Origin of the sequence: Deefgea rivuli DSM 18356, from assembly GCF_000620145.1 — a bacterium.
GTDB classification, from domain to species: Bacteria; Pseudomonadota; Gammaproteobacteria; order Burkholderiales; family Chitinibacteraceae; genus Deefgea; species Deefgea rivuli.
Genome location: NZ_JHVM01000020.1, coordinates 28,121 through 43,628, shown reverse-complemented (window position 1 = coordinate 43,628; position 15,508 = coordinate 28,121). Strand labels below are relative to the sequence as shown.

At 48.8% G+C, this 15,508-nt stretch carries 15 protein-coding genes; 3 read left to right on the top strand and 12 right to left on the bottom strand.

Translation table 11 applies throughout. The features are described 5' to 3' along the window. Positions 1 to 307 precede the first annotated feature (307 nt). The 3 genes from Q320_RS0109525 to Q320_RS20800 are packed head-to-tail and all read left to right on the top strand — an operon-like array spanning position 308 to position 1,239. Positions 308 to 604, top strand: coding sequence for an IS3 family transposase (locus Q320_RS0109525; RefSeq protein WP_027468801.1), 297 nt, complete (start codon positions 308 to 310; stop codon positions 602 to 604). Between the two features lie 56 nt (positions 605 to 660). Next, a complete protein-coding gene (locus tag Q320_RS20805; protein WP_051534641.1) occupies positions 661 to 846 on the top strand; it encodes a hypothetical protein in 186 nt (61 codons plus the stop codon). Positions 847 to 891: 45 nt separating this feature from the next. Continuing rightward, complete coding sequence (locus Q320_RS20800) at positions 892 to 1,239, top strand: DDE-type integrase/transposase/recombinase (RefSeq protein ID WP_169734446.1); 348 nt, start codon at positions 892 to 894, stop codon at positions 1,237 to 1,239. Between the two features lie 9 nt (positions 1,240 to 1,248). On the opposite strand, the gene tnpC is transcribed toward Q320_RS20800, so the two are convergent. The 12 genes from tnpC to Q320_RS0109460 form a co-directional block, all read right to left on the bottom strand. Continuing rightward, positions 1,249 to 2,826 (bottom strand): IS66 family transposase, encoded by a 1,578-nt coding sequence (tnpC, locus tag Q320_RS0109515; protein WP_027468800.1) that lies wholly within the window; start codon positions 2,824 to 2,826, stop codon positions 1,249 to 1,251. Positions 2,827 to 2,909: 83 nt separating this feature from the next. Continuing rightward, positions 2,910 to 3,251, bottom strand: coding sequence for an IS66 family insertion sequence element accessory protein TnpB (gene tnpB, locus Q320_RS0109510; RefSeq protein ID WP_027468799.1), 342 nt, complete (start codon positions 3,249 to 3,251; stop codon positions 2,910 to 2,912). Further along, on the bottom strand, positions 3,248 to 3,673 hold the full coding sequence (gene tnpA, locus Q320_RS0109505; protein WP_027468798.1) for an IS66 family insertion sequence element accessory protein TnpA: 426 nt from the start codon (positions 3,671 to 3,673) through the stop codon (positions 3,248 to 3,250). The genes tnpB and tnpA overlap by 4 nt, the downstream gene beginning before the upstream one ends. A 126-nt stretch (positions 3,674 to 3,799) precedes the next feature. Further along, the gene (locus tag Q320_RS19340) at positions 3,800 to 4,579 is read right to left on the bottom strand and encodes a transglutaminase-like domain-containing protein (protein WP_051534639.1); all 780 of its coding nucleotides are present in this window, start codon (positions 4,577 to 4,579) and stop codon (positions 3,800 to 3,802) included. Between the two features lie 483 nt (positions 4,580 to 5,062). Then, positions 5,063 to 6,295: a DUF1302 domain-containing protein gene (locus Q320_RS0109495; protein ID WP_027468797.1), complete on the bottom strand. Its 1,233-nt coding sequence runs from the start codon at positions 6,293 to 6,295 to the stop codon at positions 5,063 to 5,065. A gap of 8 nt (positions 6,296 to 6,303) precedes the next feature. Beyond that, positions 6,304 to 9,459, bottom strand: a complete 3,156-nt coding sequence (locus Q320_RS19335; protein WP_051534638.1) for an outer membrane lipoprotein-sorting protein — start codon at positions 9,457 to 9,459, stop codon at positions 6,304 to 6,306. An 81-nt stretch (positions 9,460 to 9,540) separates the two neighbouring features. Continuing rightward, a complete protein-coding gene (locus Q320_RS0109485) occupies positions 9,541 to 10,593 on the bottom strand; it encodes a flavin-containing monooxygenase (protein ID WP_027468796.1) in 1,053 nt (350 codons plus the stop codon). Next, on the bottom strand, positions 10,594 to 10,956 hold the full coding sequence (locus Q320_RS19330) for an acyl carrier protein (protein ID WP_035853359.1): 363 nt from the start codon (positions 10,954 to 10,956) through the stop codon (positions 10,594 to 10,596). It abuts the gene before it with no gap. Continuing rightward, entirely contained in the window at positions 10,953 to 12,734 is a 1,782-nt protein-coding gene (locus tag Q320_RS19325; protein ID WP_051534637.1) for a fatty acyl-AMP ligase, read from the bottom strand. Before Q320_RS19325 ends, Q320_RS19330 begins: the two co-directional genes overlap by 4 nt. Continuing rightward, positions 12,712 to 13,917, bottom strand: coding sequence for a cysteine desulfurase family protein (locus tag Q320_RS0109470; RefSeq protein ID WP_027468795.1), 1,206 nt, complete (start codon positions 13,915 to 13,917; stop codon positions 12,712 to 12,714). Before Q320_RS0109470 ends, Q320_RS19325 begins: the two co-directional genes overlap by 23 nt. A 10-nt stretch (positions 13,918 to 13,927) precedes the next feature. Beyond that, positions 13,928 to 14,293, bottom strand: a complete 366-nt coding sequence (locus tag Q320_RS0109465) for an iron-sulfur cluster assembly scaffold protein (protein WP_027468794.1) — start codon at positions 14,291 to 14,293, stop codon at positions 13,928 to 13,930. 12 nt (positions 14,294 to 14,305) lie between these two features. After that, a complete protein-coding gene (locus Q320_RS0109460) occupies positions 14,306 to 15,481 on the bottom strand; it encodes a LuxE/PaaK family acyltransferase (protein WP_027468793.1) in 1,176 nt (391 codons plus the stop codon). Between the last annotated feature and the right edge of the window lie 27 nt (positions 15,482 to 15,508).

Sequence of the window (15,508 nt, the reverse complement as noted above, 5' to 3'; positions counted from 1 at the left end):
CAAAGGCTGGATGATGGGAGCCGGATGAGTCGAGAGGCTCACGTCCGGTTCTGCGAGGGGCCGCAGGTGAAATTCCTGCGGTCTACTCACCCCTATAGTACGCCCAGCCAGCGTAGCCTGCATTGATTGGGGTGATGCTGCTTGAGCATGTTTGGAATGCAGTATCCCAGCAAGTCGTGGATGTTACGCTGGGGGAATGCCCTTCTTCTGCTGCAAGAGGGAGTGAGCCGAAGCGGCGGTGACTTGTAGTGGTCTAATCCTAGCAGACACCTCGATAGGGTATTATTCATCCTAACGAGGAAAAAACATGGCTTCTAAACGTACTGATTACGATGCCAGTTTTAAGCTGGAAGTCGCCCGCATGGTGGTCGATCAAGGCCTGACTGTTGCCCAAGTGGTGAAGGATATGCGGGTTGGGCGCACTTCGGTTGATCGCTGGGTGGCGCAATATTTGGCGGAAAAAACGGGCTCACCTGGTATTGGTAAACCACTCACCGCCGAGCAGCAGCGCATCCGCCTGCTTGAATCCGAAAATCGCCAGCTTCGTTCGGATAACGAACTATTAAAAAAAGCGTCGGCCTTCTTTGCCCGCGAGCTGAAATAGCCTACCGCTTGGTAGATCAGTGGCAACAGAAGGCGTCGGTGAGTCAGGCTTGTCGTGTGTTAAATGTGAGTCGGGCTGGCTATTACGCGGCGAAAGCCAGCGCAAAATCAACGACGATTTGTGCGACTAGCGTGCATTTGAAGGCGGCATTTGCCGAGAGCCAGCAGACCTTTGGTAGCCGTCGTTTGCTGACTGAAATGCAGAGCAAAGGGTTTCAAATCGGGCGCTATAAAATCCGCTGACTGATGCGTGAAGCGCGCTTAGTGCCTGTTTGGAAACGGAAATTTTTGAGTACGACGGACAGTAAACATGCCTTACCAGTGGCTGAAAACGTGTTGAATCGACGCTTTAATCCTGAGCAACCCAATCAGGCGTGGACGGCAGATATCACATACATCCGCACGCGTTCGGGCTGGCTGTATTTGGCGGTAGTGCTGGAATTGTTCTCGCGCAAAATCATTGGCTGGGCGATGTCGGCGACGATGCCCGCTGATTTGGTGTGCCGCGCATTAAAGATGGCGATTGGTGCGAGAAAACCAGCGGCGGGGCTGATTATGCATTCGGATCGCGGCAGCCAATACGCCAGCTTTGAGTACCAAGCGCTGCTTAAACGTAAGCCCTCAGCCGCCCCATGACTGCAAAGCTTATTTTTCTGTTAACACTCGCAGTGGTAGCAGTTCATCGATTAGGCTGTTGGGCCAAGTCGGGAGTTTTTCTAGGGTGTCGCTGAGCCAGGCCTGTGGGTCGAGGCCGTTCAGTTTGGCAGTGCCGAGCAGCGTTTGAATCGCCGCCGCGCGTTGACCGGCGCGTTCGCTGCCGGTAAATAACCAGTTCTTCTTGCCAATCGCAATCGGCCGTATGCAGTTTTCAACTGTATTATTATCAATCGGCGCGATACCACTTTCGACGTAGCGCGTCAGGGATACCCAGCGTCGCAGGCTGTACAGGAGCGCTTTGGCGATGGCGCTATTGGGGGCGACTTGATTCGCCATCTCATCGAGCCAGATTTTGAATTCGATCAGCTTGGGCTTCGCAGCCTGCTGCCGTAGCCGTAAACGCTGTTCTGGATTGAGGTCTTTGCCTTGCGCTTCAATCGCGTACAGCTCGCCAATCCGTCGCATCGCTTCAAACGCCACCGGACTTTGGTTGGCTTTGTGCAGATCAACGAATTTGCGCCGTGCATGCGCCCAGCAGGCCAATTCGGTGACGCCCGCTTTGAATAGTGCTTTGTAGCCGCCATAATCATCGACCATCAATTGCCCTTGCCAATCTTGCAGGAAATCGCGCGCGTGCTGACCTGCGCGTCCGGTTTGGTAATCGAACACGATGATCGGTGCTGTGCCGCTGAGGGGCGTACTGCGGTACGCCCATAAATAGGCGGTTTTGGTTTTGCCTTTGCCCGGATCGAGCTGCCGTAGCGGGGTTTCGTCGGCATGCAACGTCTGCGCCTGCAGAAGCCGCTCAATCAAACGAACCACCAATATTTGCAGCCACCAACCCGTGGTGCCAACCCAATTTCCCAGCGTCGATTCGGCTAAATTCACACCGCTGCGCTCGGCAATCTGCCGAATGCGGTACAGCGGTAAATGATCGACGTATTTGCTGACCATCACCCACGCCAACGTGGCATTCGTCGGTAGGCCGCCGTCGATAATACTCGCCGCAACGGGCGCTGCGCTCATGGTTTGGCAACAGCGGCAAGCGTATTGCGGGCGAATATGCCGAATTACGCTAAAGGCGGCGGGTTGCACATGCAATTGCTCGCTGATGTCTTCGCTGACTTTGATCAAATCATTGCCGCATTCACCGCAAGTACAGGACTCAGGCTCGTGAACGACGTCGGTGCGTGGCAAATGCGCAGGTAAAGGCTGGCGACCGGCACGAATACGGGATTGGCGCGGTGAGGGATTCTCTTCTGCGTGCGCTGCCGCAGCGAGTTGTGCCTCGATAGCTGCCGCACTGACGTTGAACTCTTCATCAAACAGACTCCGCTGCTCGGCGCTCATCGCCTCGGTCTTGGCACCGAACTGCATGCGCCGCAAATAGGCCAGCTCAAATTCCAACTTCTCGATCAGCAGGGATTTGGCTTTAATCAGCGCCGCCTGCGCTGCGGTTTTGACGGCCAAATCGGCGTGCGCTTGATTCCATTCAAGCTGCGCCAAAATCGCCGCGCGGACAGCGGGCGACAGGTTTGAGTTGGCGAGTTCGGCGGTGAGATCCATATCGCCATTTTACCAATGTATTGCCCTGCAAGCCATACTAATCAATAGCCATAAGGCAATACATCGATGATGATAGCGAGCGTTTAATACAAACGCGAACCCAAAGTCGGAGGCGATAAACGTTGCCAATCCACGCCCATCGTCAACCATTGCCACTGCGCCGCATCGAGCACAAACGACGCTGATCCGCTTTGCGGCCAAACAAAACGCCCCTGATGCAAACGGCGCTGCAGCAGCCACACGCCCGTCGCATCCCACAGCAACACTTTGAGTCGATTGCTGCGCTGATTGCGAAACGCATACGCGGCCCCATCGCAAGGCGATCTTTGCAAAGCGGCATGCACTTTGGCCGACAAACCCTCAATGCCCAAGCGCATATCGACCGGCTCGACAATCAAATGCAGAGAAGTCAAAAGCGGCGTCATGACAAACCCAGCAACAGTGTAGTGAGCCAATCGGCGGAAATATTCAAAGGCAGCGTCAAACGCGCGCCACCTGGCAGGAGTAAACACATCGGCGGATGGGGATTCAAAGGCAACTCGGTCGCGACCAGCGTTAAGGCGGACAAAGAGGCGCAAACCACAGGCGTTGCAATGCGAGCAGGATTGGCGGTGGCGGCTGGTACTGGCGCGGTCGGTGTTGCTGTCTGTGTTGGCAATGGCGCAGAGTTTGGCACAATGAAGTCGCTCGGTTCACCGGCTGCGTGCTGCACATCCCGCTTGACCCAAGCGGCCAATGTGGGACGTTTTAAATCGTGCCACCGACAAAAATCCGCCATCGACAAACCGCTGCCACGCCAATCCCGAACCCGTCCAAACCAAAGCGCCCGACGCTGCTGATGAGTCATGATGCTGCCCCGCATTGAAAAAATGCAGGATGCCTGATTTAAAACCTCAAAAGGAGTGGGGGCGCTGGTGGCTTACGGAGTGGGTAATCAAGAGCACGATTTTGTCTCAATTTAAGGTGCACATATTTAGCGGCCTACATCATAGTGGTTACATTGTTGCTCATGAATAGGTGGTTGGGTAGAACCGCTGCGGATGTTCGATATATTTTCGTTCAAGCGCTTATAAAAGTAGTTACGATAAAGCCAGCCTTTTATTCCTTGTAGGTTTGTGCTGTGCTTTTCGTAAAAAGCATCGGGTGATTGGAATATCCCTAACTCTCTCGCAATACCATCACGTTGAATGAATGTATCGCTCCCTGTCCACTCCACTCGCGGTCTTTGTAGATTCTCTGTTGCTATAGCGTAGCCAAGAAAGGGGTGAGAACAATGAACAAATCGATGCTGGACGGCCTCAAGATAGCCGCTATCTAGAATCAATCCTTCTAATGCTACCCATTGATTCCCAAGCTTAGCCTCCGTCCAGGTATGAATGATTTCGTGCGGAGCCATAAAGTAAACAAAGGGGGTGAGTGCCCCACGTTGTAAGCTCTTTTTTATCGTGAAAGCATTCAACCGACATGGAATGCCAACTGATCGCAACAAGGCCATAAGTAAAGTTGCTTTCGTGTTGCAGTGGCCGATCCCTTCCGAAAGTACTCGCGAAGCTTGCATGTCGTCTGCGTCAGAGTTATAACCAAACAGAATTTCTTCCCTGCAAAACTCGTAGACTGCACGCGCAGCATCTACTGAATTTCTTTGCCGCCATCCTCGTTCATCCACAAGGGCGCGAATGTTTTGAGCATGAAAATCAAGAATTTTTGTAGGTTGTAAGAGTTCGTGTGAACCTAGTAAATATTCGTCCTTCATAGTTTATGCTTTTTCTCTTTAGGGGATAGGGTTTATCGAGGTTGAAGCCACATTGTTTTTTATTGAGCAACTAATTTTGGCCGCGTCGTTTATAACCAAGCCAATACCTGCGTTCGGTTTCATTTGGGGCCAGACCTCCGTTATGGTGGTGCGGCCTAAGCTAGCTGTAGCGTATTCAGTATTTCTTGCTCAGCTTGGGCAAATGAGCTGTAGCCTAGGCTAGCATTGGTTCAGTACAAGTTGTGCACATTCGATACGAAATTCAGTGCTGAATGTTGGTCTTTTTTTTTATCATGTCACCTAATTGGTTACGAGGTGCTGCGTAACACTTCTAATCAGGTGGTCAAATTCAATGTGCTACTACAGATGCACAGCAAATGTATAAATCAATGACTTAGCAATCTAGCATTCAAAGCAAACTAGGCGGACTGATTTACAGATTTATATGGATACTTCTTTATTGTTCTACTTTTTGGGTTGAAATCAATAAACCAGACTCAATTCAACGAAAGCAGTGTTGTTCTTTTTTTTGCTACCAAAGAATGTTTGATTATCTCCATGAAAATGGTCGGCTCCAACGCCGAGCTTAATTGAGTCATTGAATGCGTAGTTGGCACGCGGACGCAATACCAAGCTTTGGTTCGTAATGTCTACTATTGCTGCCAACTCTAGCTTGAGTCGATCATTGAGGACGCGGTTTGAAATGCGGAAAGTAGTACCCCACTCCTGAGCTGCAAACTCAGAATTTAGGCGATCTAAGGCTAGAGAATAAGGTTTTCGTACCGCTGGTACCCATCTAGGGTCTTGGTAGCTATTGCGAACGACAGAGAACAATTGGGCATTAATATTTGCAGTTTCTCCAAAATCACGATCGACTCCAAGAACTGCGCGTGTCACCTTGCGCCGACTTAACTCACAGGTGGTACAACTCTGCTCGAAGTGGGAATAAGAAAATTCGCCTCGCATCGTCCATGCTCCTTGTGCCCATGCGAAGTCTGTACCTAGAATCTGCGCCCGTTCGTAGGTACTATGGAACATTGGCTTGGTTGGCTGCGCGAAATCGATCCTATACCGCCCAAAGCTATCAAAACCATCGAAATAAGAAATGGACCAATCGATGCCTCCACCAGATTGATCTAACTTGAGTGCCAATTCAGGACGGCTAGGTTTAGTGGCGCGGATCAAACTCTTAGGTAAAGAGCCTTGCGGAACTTTGTTTGCCTCGAACTGCGCAACAATGGCTGTTATCGAACGTGAATGAGTGAGGTTATAGCGAACAAGCGCTGCATTAATACCGTTGCGCTGTTCATCATCATCTGGTACCAGTAGTGTTAAATCACGCGGCGATAGGTTATCAGTTGGGTTTATTCGATCCGAGCGTCCCCAAGCGATAATTTGACGTCCGACACGCCAAGTGAGTGCGCCCGACTCTATCTCTAAGAAACTTTCGCGAAGTCGCCCATTGATGCCTTCGCCATCGCCGGCGTCATGAGCCCCTAAGCGGGCATTCACCCCTAGCCGGATACTCTCGCCGAGAGAAGGGCGCCAGTTTACAAAGCATGTAGCTTTTGATAACGAACCGTTGTCATCTAAGTTACGATTTGATGACCAGTAACCTGCACGACACTCACCGAAAGGCATGCCCTGTGCAAATATGGGAAAGCTGTGAAATAGCATTGTAATACAGCCTAATTTGAGCAAATATCTGATCTGCATACCTCTGCTTACTCCTCTTTTTCAAGATAGCGTACAGAAAAATACTCGTCGCTGATTTTTGTATTGGCTTCAAATTTTTCCATCCTCACAATCGTGCTACCACCTGTTTGATGATTCTTAACTTGAACTAACATTGGTTGCCATTTTCTATTTTTTGCATCAACTTGTTTAATGTCAGAGCTATCCACTGTTTTTAGTAGTGCTCCTGCTGAATCGTAGAACTCGACTTTAAGAGCTACGAAGCTATCCCTATCAATCCAACTTACTCGCTTTGAATAACCTGAGTCTGCAGCGACATCAGGTGACTTTGGTATTGACTCAACTACGTAAGTCGCAATACCGGCGTGTTTGTCCTGGCGTATAAACTTATGAATCCAGTTCTGTGGTTTATGACCAACTAAATCACCATAAGATAGGTCAGTGCCAACGAAACTGCTTTTTTTGTTGTTACCAGCTAGTCGCCTAGGCTTCTTGAGCGTTGGTAGATAAACCCAAATCTCATCTTCATTAGTTGCATTTTCCAATAGCAATGTCGTCGTATTGCGCACATCGCTCGGGGACAAGAAACGAATTACGCGTCGGTTATCCATACCGTTAAGTTGTAGCTTTGTTGCACCGAAAGTTTTTCGCACACGTTCTTGTCCAGATGAACTAACTAAGCGAAAAGTTGCCTCCGACAGTGAGCTATCAACCCTTGTAGCCTGATAGTTGTGCTCCATTATCTCGTTACTCTTTAGTTCCTGTGCCAGAGCGGATTGGTGTGGCATTACTACAACTAAAGCCAGTAACACGACAGCAGTTGATGCAAGCGCAGGGTGAAGAGGTCTGCATACCCCACGACGGAGAAAATTAGGCGGAAAAGCTTTAAGTAGCGCAGGCACTAAGATTAGTGCTGACAATGCACTGATGATCATTGAGGTGACAATTAGGACTCCAAACCAAATATGCACATAGAAGTTGAAAGACAGTATCAACACTGAATATCCTCCAGCTATTGCAGTAGCGACATAAACTACTGCCTTCCCTGCTGTGCGTAACGTTTCACGCAGTGCTAAATCGAAGTCTCCGAGTCGCTCCAGCTCCTCCCGCATACGATATAAGATATAAATTGCGTAGTCGGCACCAATGCCGATGGCCATCGCTGAGGCGACGGAGTTGGGCGTATTTAGCGGAATTCCGGTTACACCCATGACTCCAAAGTTTACCAATACAGTTACCACTAATGGGACGATCAAGTAGATACCTGCGAGTAGCGAACGGAAGATAACCATTCCAGCCACAAATACGACGAAGATCATCTGCGCGATATTGAGGATCTTCCCATGTACAAGTGTTTCGCTTAATGCTGAAGACTGCGGAACGCTACCGCCTATTTGAATACTTATCCCCTTTGGAAGTCGTGTCTGCAAGTGATCGCGAATACTTGTAACGATGGACGCAGCGTACTTGCTGCTGTCGTTCTTCATCCACACAATAAGGTTAGCGTTGCGGTATTCATAGTCGATATAGGAATCGAAGTCAGTTGGCAGCCCAGACATTGAATACAGCAGAAGATACTGAGAAACCATGTCTTGCGAAGCTGGAAGTACATTGAACTGCGCTGCACCAGCATTCATCGACTGATTCATTTTTTTGATCAGATCGACGATAGAAACTGTTTTACCTACGTCAGGTAATGTCTCAATATAGCGTTGTGCCTCTTCGATGGACTTGAGGACGGCAGGGTCCTTCATGCGATCAGGGTGATCAGCCTGAAATATTACGTAAAGCGTGTTGGTTCCCGCCATCTTGCTATTGAGAAAGTTATCCTGTTGGCGTACCGGTAAGTTCTCACCAAAATAGCTTTTAGTGGAGTTTTCTTGGTTGATGAACAGCAGGCCAATAGAAGAGATCGCCCCTATTAACAAAAACGCCATAACAATAGTTTTTCTACGGGCAAGTACCGTAGTAGCCAGTGCATTGGATAGTCTGTCCCACAAGCGGCATGATTCTTGTGTGCTTACCTGCTTGGTTTTGGGTGGTGCAGGTAAGTAGCTGCGTAGTGCGGGAATGAAAGTCAGCTCGATTAGCAGTGCACTAAGGATACCTATCCCAGTGAAAATACCAAATGTACGAATGGTGGCCACGTCGAATGTAATTAAGGAAAAGAAGCCTAGAGCTGCCACAAAGCCTGCTGTCAGCATTACTGGAGCCACCTTCGTCAAAGATCTGATGATTGCCTTGTCGTTGGCCACGGCTGGAGTGTCATCAGGATTTGCTAGTGTAGTTCGGTCATATTCTTCATAGTAACGCTTGAGAATTTGTACGGCATGACCTGCCGCGACGGCAAGAATTAGGATCGGCGTTGTCGCGTTGAATGCATCCATTGGCACCTTGGCGGCGCCCATAATCCCCAATCCCCAGATGACAGCCAGCAACGCGGTTACTAAGGGTAATAGCAATCCTTGTACGGTGCGAAAGGCCTCGAAGTGGATGAGACCAATCAATAATAGAGCGATTGGAAATAGAAATATCATGCGCTGCGCGAATCGCTCGACCGCAGCGAAAAAAACTGGTGGGCCGCTTGAATTAATCGTGATCGTAGCGCTACTTTCTTTTTCTGTCACCGCTTGGACTTTGTCCATAATTTCGCGGAAGCCACCTTGTCCAGACTTGATCGCAAAGGAGATCGATGCTACTGACCCATCGGTCGACACCAGCGTTCCCTGATAAATAGGGTTGTCTGCAATACGCTTTTCAAGTAGAGCTGCTGCTGCTGCATTGATTGGCGAATCTAACATGGGTTCAACGCGCATTTCGGTTTCTGATCCTGAAATCGATTTAGCTCTGTCTACCGAAACGCTCATTAGCGTGTGTCTTTTTACGCCAGGAATGTCAGCTATTTGTGTCGACATTCGAGCAACTACCGATAGAATTTCTGGGCGCAACGCACTCCCCCCATCGGCAGCACTTACGCCAATCACGACAACGTGTTTAGATCCAAACAAGGACTCTGCAATATTGGTTCCAACGACGTTAGGGTGAGACTTGGGCAGCATTGTGTTCGGATCTATCACAATAGTTAGGTTTCGAATTTGAGTCCCAAAAAAAATTGTAAGTAGCGTAATAGCAGCGATTACCCAGAATTTTCGTCGAATGATAAATACAATTGAATTTCTAAGCATTGGTTTATACCTATTCGAAAATCACTACACCGGCATAATGCGTTTTGTAGTTGTTTATAGAGTCAAGTGATTATGCAAATTTCATTTTTCTTGTATGTTCTTAAGAACAAGATCAACCACCATATTTGCATCACGTTCACAGCCAAGTATTAGCTCCGATGCACGGCAAGTGAGCCATTTGCGTCCGATCACGAAAAAACCATTTTCTGACGTTTTTCCGTAGTGTTCGCTTAAGTATTTCTCACGTTCAATTGATGGTAAGTCGATCCAGTCCGTATTTTCTTGGTACCCGACACACCAGACAACAGCATCAACGCGTTCGTGTGAACCATCAGAGAAATAGATGTGGTCGTCTTGTATATCGACGGCGCGAGGTTTTAGTTTGACACCTCGAAGTGCTAGCTGTTGGTTATTGGCAGACGCCACAGGAATTGGATCGCGCTTCCTAATTATTTTGGCAACTACAGAGTCACGTTCGGCAAATAACAGACCAATTTTATCCAGCCACCAAAACACGTCGCGGCCGAACACTATATTGGGAACATGTTTGCGCACTCGACCCTGCGCAAGATAGACACGATGACGGTCGGCAAGCTCCAGCGCGATTTGTCGTCCACTAGCACCATCACCGATTACGCCAACGTTCCAGCCATCTGGAAATTGGTCGGCATCACCGAATTCTGATGCGACTATTTGTCGAACCGTAGAAGCTATTTTCTTCGCAAATACAGGGTAAGTGGGAACTTGGTTTGACCCCGTGGCATTAATTACGGTCTTGCTGTTCAATATACTGCCGTTCTCAAGTTCAGCTATAAATCCATTTCCGGATCGAAACAAGCGAACGATTCGTGTGCTAAATGACACATTGATCGCTTTGTTGATATAAAATCGCTCAACGTGATCAGCAAATTCTTCGCCTGATGGAAAGCCATTTGGATCATTGAGCATGGACAAATCAGCAAGGCGACAAAATTGGCGAGATGTGAAGAGACGCAGGTTGCGCGGTCTATTTCGCCACACATCACCAGCGCGAGCTGATGCGTCGATGACTAAGTAGTTTGCTCCGGCTCGTGCAAGTAAATGACCGCACATGAGGCCACTTTGACCGCCACCAATGACAAGACAATCCAGCATTTAAATTGCCAACACTTTTTTAATATCCATCGGTGTGCTGCTGACCACCGACCAGACGAAATCTGCCAGTGCTTGCACGGTGACAAAGTCGTATGCTGCGGTAGGGTCTAATGGCACACCAAACTCTTTCTCTAATCCAACGAGTAAATTTACGCGCGCAAGAGAATCGAGGCCGATGTAATCGAAAGACATGCCATTGTCGATGGATTCAATGAAATCGTGTCGTTCCTCAATTAAATATTTTTGCAATAGGAACTTAATGCGCTCGCCAACTTGTGCTGCATTTTCTGGAGTTGATACGGCAGATGGAGAGTCCACTGAAGTATTGTATGTGTTTTTTTGTGAGGTTAGTTTGATAGTCATAGGTCAACAGATTTAAGTTGTAGGTCCGCTAGCGGGCGAGTAGAGAATAAAGTGTGCGCGCAAAGGTCGATTTCGCTCGAGGCATACATCGCTGCACAGCGATTGCGTTGAGTTTTACCGCTTGAAGTGCGCGGAATCTTTCCATATGACAGAAAATAGATGTCACGCAGATGCACGTCATGAACTTGGGCTACCGCAAAGCGCAATGCATGAGCTATTGACCGAAATTCTTGGTCAAGGTAAGCCTTAGCACGACGTGGTAGCTCGATATACGCCACTACGTTTGATTCGCCGCCTGAGTCGGTTGCAAAGACAGCAGCTTGTACGTCACTGAAGATGGCGGATGCCTTGATAAGCGTAGATTCAATATCATGTGGATACAGATTGCGCCCGCGAAAAATTATCAGTTCTTTGATTCGTCCTGTGATGAACAACCCTTCATTATGTAGGAATCCGAGGTCGCCGCTACGCATAAAAGGCCCATCACCACACGCAGTCATAGCTTTGAATATCGCTATAGTTGCTGCCGGATTACGCCAGTAGCCGGAAGCCACACTGCCTCCTGAAAACCAGACTTCCCCTACTTGGTTATCATTCAAGATGCGCCCAGTGGCTGGGTCGACGATTATGGTACGGTGCCCCTCTACTGGTCGGCCACAGCACACGATTACCTGTGTTGATTGTGTCGGGTCGTCTGACACTTTGGCCAGTCCTGTTGTTAAGGCATCGCGACTCAAGAGCAATGTCCGCAAATTGTTCTGGGGGGCTCCACCGGACACCATTAATGTTGCCTCAGCTAATCCATAGCATGGCTTGATAGCGTCATTTCGCAGGCCAACGCATGAAAACCGCTCTTCAAATCGTTCAATAGCATCTGCGTTTACCGGCTCCGCTCCACAGAAAATCGTCGATAAAGTGGACAAATCCAGTGTCTCTAATTCGGTATCCAGTTGTGCTTTCACGCATAATTCCAGCGCGAAATTTGGCGCTGCGGTTGCTACCGCACGGTAGTGGCTAATCATCTTCAGCCAGCGTAACGGACGTTGAAGGAAGTGAAGTGGTGACATGAAGACATAATGTCCACCAAGTGCGACAGGCTGTAGCGTGGCACCAATCAATCCCATGTCATGAAATTGTGGTAACCAGCCGGCTCCGACCAAATATTCAGGTAGGTCTGCCGAGCGCTGGATTACTCTCTCATTAGCCAGCAGTTGAGCATGTGTAATCATTACGCCTTTGGGGTCACCAGTTGAACCAGAGGTGTACTGCAAGAACGCCAATTGTTCCTGTGCTGGTAATGTTACAGAACAGACAACGACTGGTGCATCGAACTCGCAGAATAGCGCGACATGAGATGTGTCTAAACCTGAACCAAGTAATCCTTCTCCGATCGAGTTTCGGAGATCTCGTGTGGTAAGAACCGCTCGAGCTTCAGAGTCCATAATAATCTGTCGCAACCGAGCGTAGTGCTGGCTGTTGCGCGCCAGATTCGCAGGCACGCTAACTGCACCTGCATAGGCGCATGCGAAGAAGGCAATAATGAAGTCTAGACCGGATGGAAACAGTAGTAGTACCGCTTGACGCGATAGTCCAATATCTCGCAGATGTTGTCCATATGTAACGGCACGACTGCGAAGATCGCCGTAGGTTAGGATGCATTCTTGCTCGTCTCCATTAACTAAAAACGTGTAGGCACGCTCTTCTGGACGTATCTTAGCGTAGTACTCTAGACATTCCAGAATGGTATTGCTCGAATCAAGCGGAAGTTGTCTGTTCATTATCTATGGCCTTACTAATACGTTGAAGGGAGCGTACGCCTTGCGCCATCACTTCTGCGAAGTGTTTCAAGTCCTGCTCCTCTGTGTACTGACCAAAGCTCACGCGAAAAGTGGCCTTGATAGCTCGTTCGCTCAGGCCCATTGCCACCAATACATGCGATAGCGATACTGTCTTGTTATTTGCACATGCCGACCCAAGCGATACCTGAATGCCATGCATCTCATCAAGTATTGCGGCGAGAGCCTCTGCACGGATACCATCAATACAAACGCTGAGTGTGTACGGCACTTGCTGATTGGGATCGCTCGGCTGATGGAAGGACACCCCTGGAATACATTCGATCAGCAGACGGCTGAAGGTAGTGCGATAGTTGGTGGCTCTAAACACGAGCTCAGGCAGCGCTGCATTGATCGCTTCGGCTGCTGCCCCCATCGCAACGATTAGGGCAACGGCTTCGGTCCCTCCTCTAAGCCCGTCTTCCTGGCCACCGCCGTGTAGCAGTGGCTCGATGGTTATGCCATGCTTGATATAGAGTCCACCGACCCCCTTGGGTCCGTAGAATTTGTGAGCGGCGAATGACATGGAGTCAACGCCTAGCTCGTGTGCATTGACACAGATCTTCCCTATAGCTTGCACACCGTCGACGTGAAAGTGAATGCCACGCGCTTGGAGCAATGTAGAAATTTCACGAATGGGCTGTATGGTTCCGACTTCATTGTTCACCAACATGATTGAAACCAGTTGAGTGTTTGGACGCAGCGCAGCCTCAATCGCTTTAGCTGAGACCATGCCTTCAGCATTTGGATTGATCCGTGTCACTTCGATGCTAAATACGCGCTCTAAGTAAGACGCGATCTCAAGCACTGAGGAGTGCTCAATGCTGGACACGATGATGTGTGCCGGTTGCGAATGAGCAATGGAATAGCATGATGTCAACACACCTTTTATCGCCCAGTTGTTCGCTTCGGTTCCTCCTGAGGTGAAAGTAATTTCTGACGAGTTGCATCCTACAAGCTGAGCGACCTGTCTGCGGGCATTTTCCAGTCGCTGTTTCGAGATATTTGACAGCGAGTATTTGCTGGATGGGTTGCCAAAATTGTGTATTACGCCAAAAAGCGCATCGATCGCTTGCTGACACATCGGGGTTGTAGCGTTATAGTCAAAATAGCCTTGCAGCGACATGAAGGTATCCTTATTTCGCCGAAGCATAAAACTGCTTCAGTCTATGAAACAGTGTCCTGAGCATTTCCAGGCAATGGTGTTGCGAAGGTTCCAAATCACCGAGCATCGTCTCGATTTCTTCGTTAGAAGTGTTTAGCACCACGCTGAGTTGTTTCCCGTTAATGCATGCACAGAAAACGTTACCAGTGGCAAGTGAAGTCGCGCACCCCCAAGCCTGATAGCGCGCTAACTTGATGAGACCTTCAGTCACATGGAGTTGCACTCGAATACGGTCGCCACAAACTGGATTTCCGATTTCTATCGATGTGTTTGCCTCGTCGAGTTCCGAGGCGAATGCTGGGTCTGAGAAGTTTTTGACGATAATTTCATTAAACATATAGATAGGCTCTCAGTTTGCGACTGGACATACATCATGAGACTCTTCGTCCATTTTTTTCTCAAGGTTTACGGCACAACAACCAAACTCTAATGATGATGGAGCGCGCATGATGTATTCCAATCGCTGGCCGCTACGTCCTGAAGGACTATTGCCCGGAACCAGAGAAACAATATCTTCGGTAAGGATCATTCCTGGAGTAGCTAAAGCAAGAGGGTCTAGGATACCGAGTACACCTTTTTCGCCAATGGGAACTTCTTTGCTAAGGTCGTTTATGTCACGAACTGTTAAATGTACGTAGGGAGAGACATGCTTAATTTGGTTTTCGTCGTCTATCGCCATTACGTTCGATTCTACAAGCGCATAAATATCACGTACTCCATTGGGCTCTAGACCAAGGTACTCCTCACACATGAGATTGAATTCGCGGCGGGATATCATTTGACCGGTAAATCGTTTCCATCCACCTAAAGTGACTACACGGCTACCGCGGTCGAGCTTAATACGCTGACCTGTTTGCTTGAGAAACTGAAGTAGGCGATAAATGAGGAAGGGGGGGCCAATGATGTGGCGGGTGAATTGGTTTTCCCAAGTTTTGAGTTGAGTCAACGCATCTTCCGGCACAAATCGCTCTTGTTTGACCATGAAGCGATGAGTGTCAAGTAGGCCTGCAAGCATGTTCAACGCCTTGATCATTCCCATTTCCGGTATTTCTTCTGTAGATGGGCAAATATACAAACCCGCACCTTTAGAAATACCTAGGAACTCGCGATACATCCCGTAGATTGCAATAACGGCTACATCGACTGTATCACTGCAGCGACGCGAAATACTGGGCAAACCACTGGTTCCAGTGCTACGCATCTCATGCTCGATTGTGTGTAGCGGCTTTGACAATAATTCGTGGCTGCTCGCAGATTTAAACTTTGCAATCGGAACCAGTGGAATTCTGACTAGATCCTCAAATGTAAGAATTTGGTCGGGATGTACGCCTTTGCTGTCGCAGGCATCGCGATAGTAAGCATTATTCTGATAATGATGTTTAAAAGCGTCGGAGATAAGAGCTAACTTAACGCTATTGAGATCATCCTGTGGCATTCGATAAAGATCAGAAACTGACGCGACAGCCGCAGCTAACGGATTAAGTCCAAGCTGGCGAATCGCCGTAACAAACGTGTGACTAATCATCTTACCCCTCACTCTACAAAAAAAGCC

Coding starts and splice junctions, on each gene's coding strand:
- Q320_RS0109525 (WP_027468801.1), top strand. CDS start 308: ATGGCTTCTAAACGTACTGATTACGATGCCAGTTTTAAGCTGGAAGTC.
- tnpC (WP_027468800.1), bottom strand. CDS start 2,826: ATGGATCTCACCGCCGAACTCGCCAACTCAAACCTGTCGCCCGCTGTC.
- tnpB (WP_027468799.1), bottom strand. CDS start 3,251: ATGACGCCGCTTTTGACTTCTCTGCATTTGATTGTCGAGCCGGTCGAT.
- tnpA (WP_027468798.1), bottom strand. CDS start 3,673: ATGACTCATCAGCAGCGTCGGGCGCTTTGGTTTGGACGGGTTCGGGAT.
- Q320_RS19340 (WP_051534639.1), bottom strand. CDS start 4,579: ATGAAGGACGAATATTTACTAGGTTCACACGAACTCTTACAACCTACA.
- Q320_RS0109495 (WP_027468797.1), bottom strand. CDS start 6,295: ATGCAGATCAGATATTTGCTCAAATTAGGCTGTATTACAATGCTATTT.
- Q320_RS19335 (WP_051534638.1), bottom strand. CDS start 9,459: ATGCTTAGAAATTCAATTGTATTTATCATTCGACGAAAATTCTGGGTA.
- Q320_RS0109485 (WP_027468796.1), bottom strand. CDS start 10,593: ATGCTGGATTGTCTTGTCATTGGTGGCGGTCAAAGTGGCCTCATGTGC.
- Q320_RS19330 (WP_035853359.1), bottom strand. CDS start 10,956: ATGACTATCAAACTAACCTCACAAAAAAACACATACAATACTTCAGTG.
- Q320_RS19325 (WP_051534637.1), bottom strand. CDS start 12,734: ATGAACAGACAACTTCCGCTTGATTCGAGCAATACCATTCTGGAATGT.
- Q320_RS0109470 (WP_027468795.1), bottom strand. CDS start 13,917: ATGTCGCTGCAAGGCTATTTTGACTATAACGCTACAACCCCGATGTGT.
- Q320_RS0109465 (WP_027468794.1), bottom strand. CDS start 14,293: ATGTTTAATGAAATTATCGTCAAAAACTTCTCAGACCCAGCATTCGCC.
- Q320_RS0109460 (WP_027468793.1), bottom strand. CDS start 15,481: ATGATTAGTCACACGTTTGTTACGGCGATTCGCCAGCTTGGACTTAAT.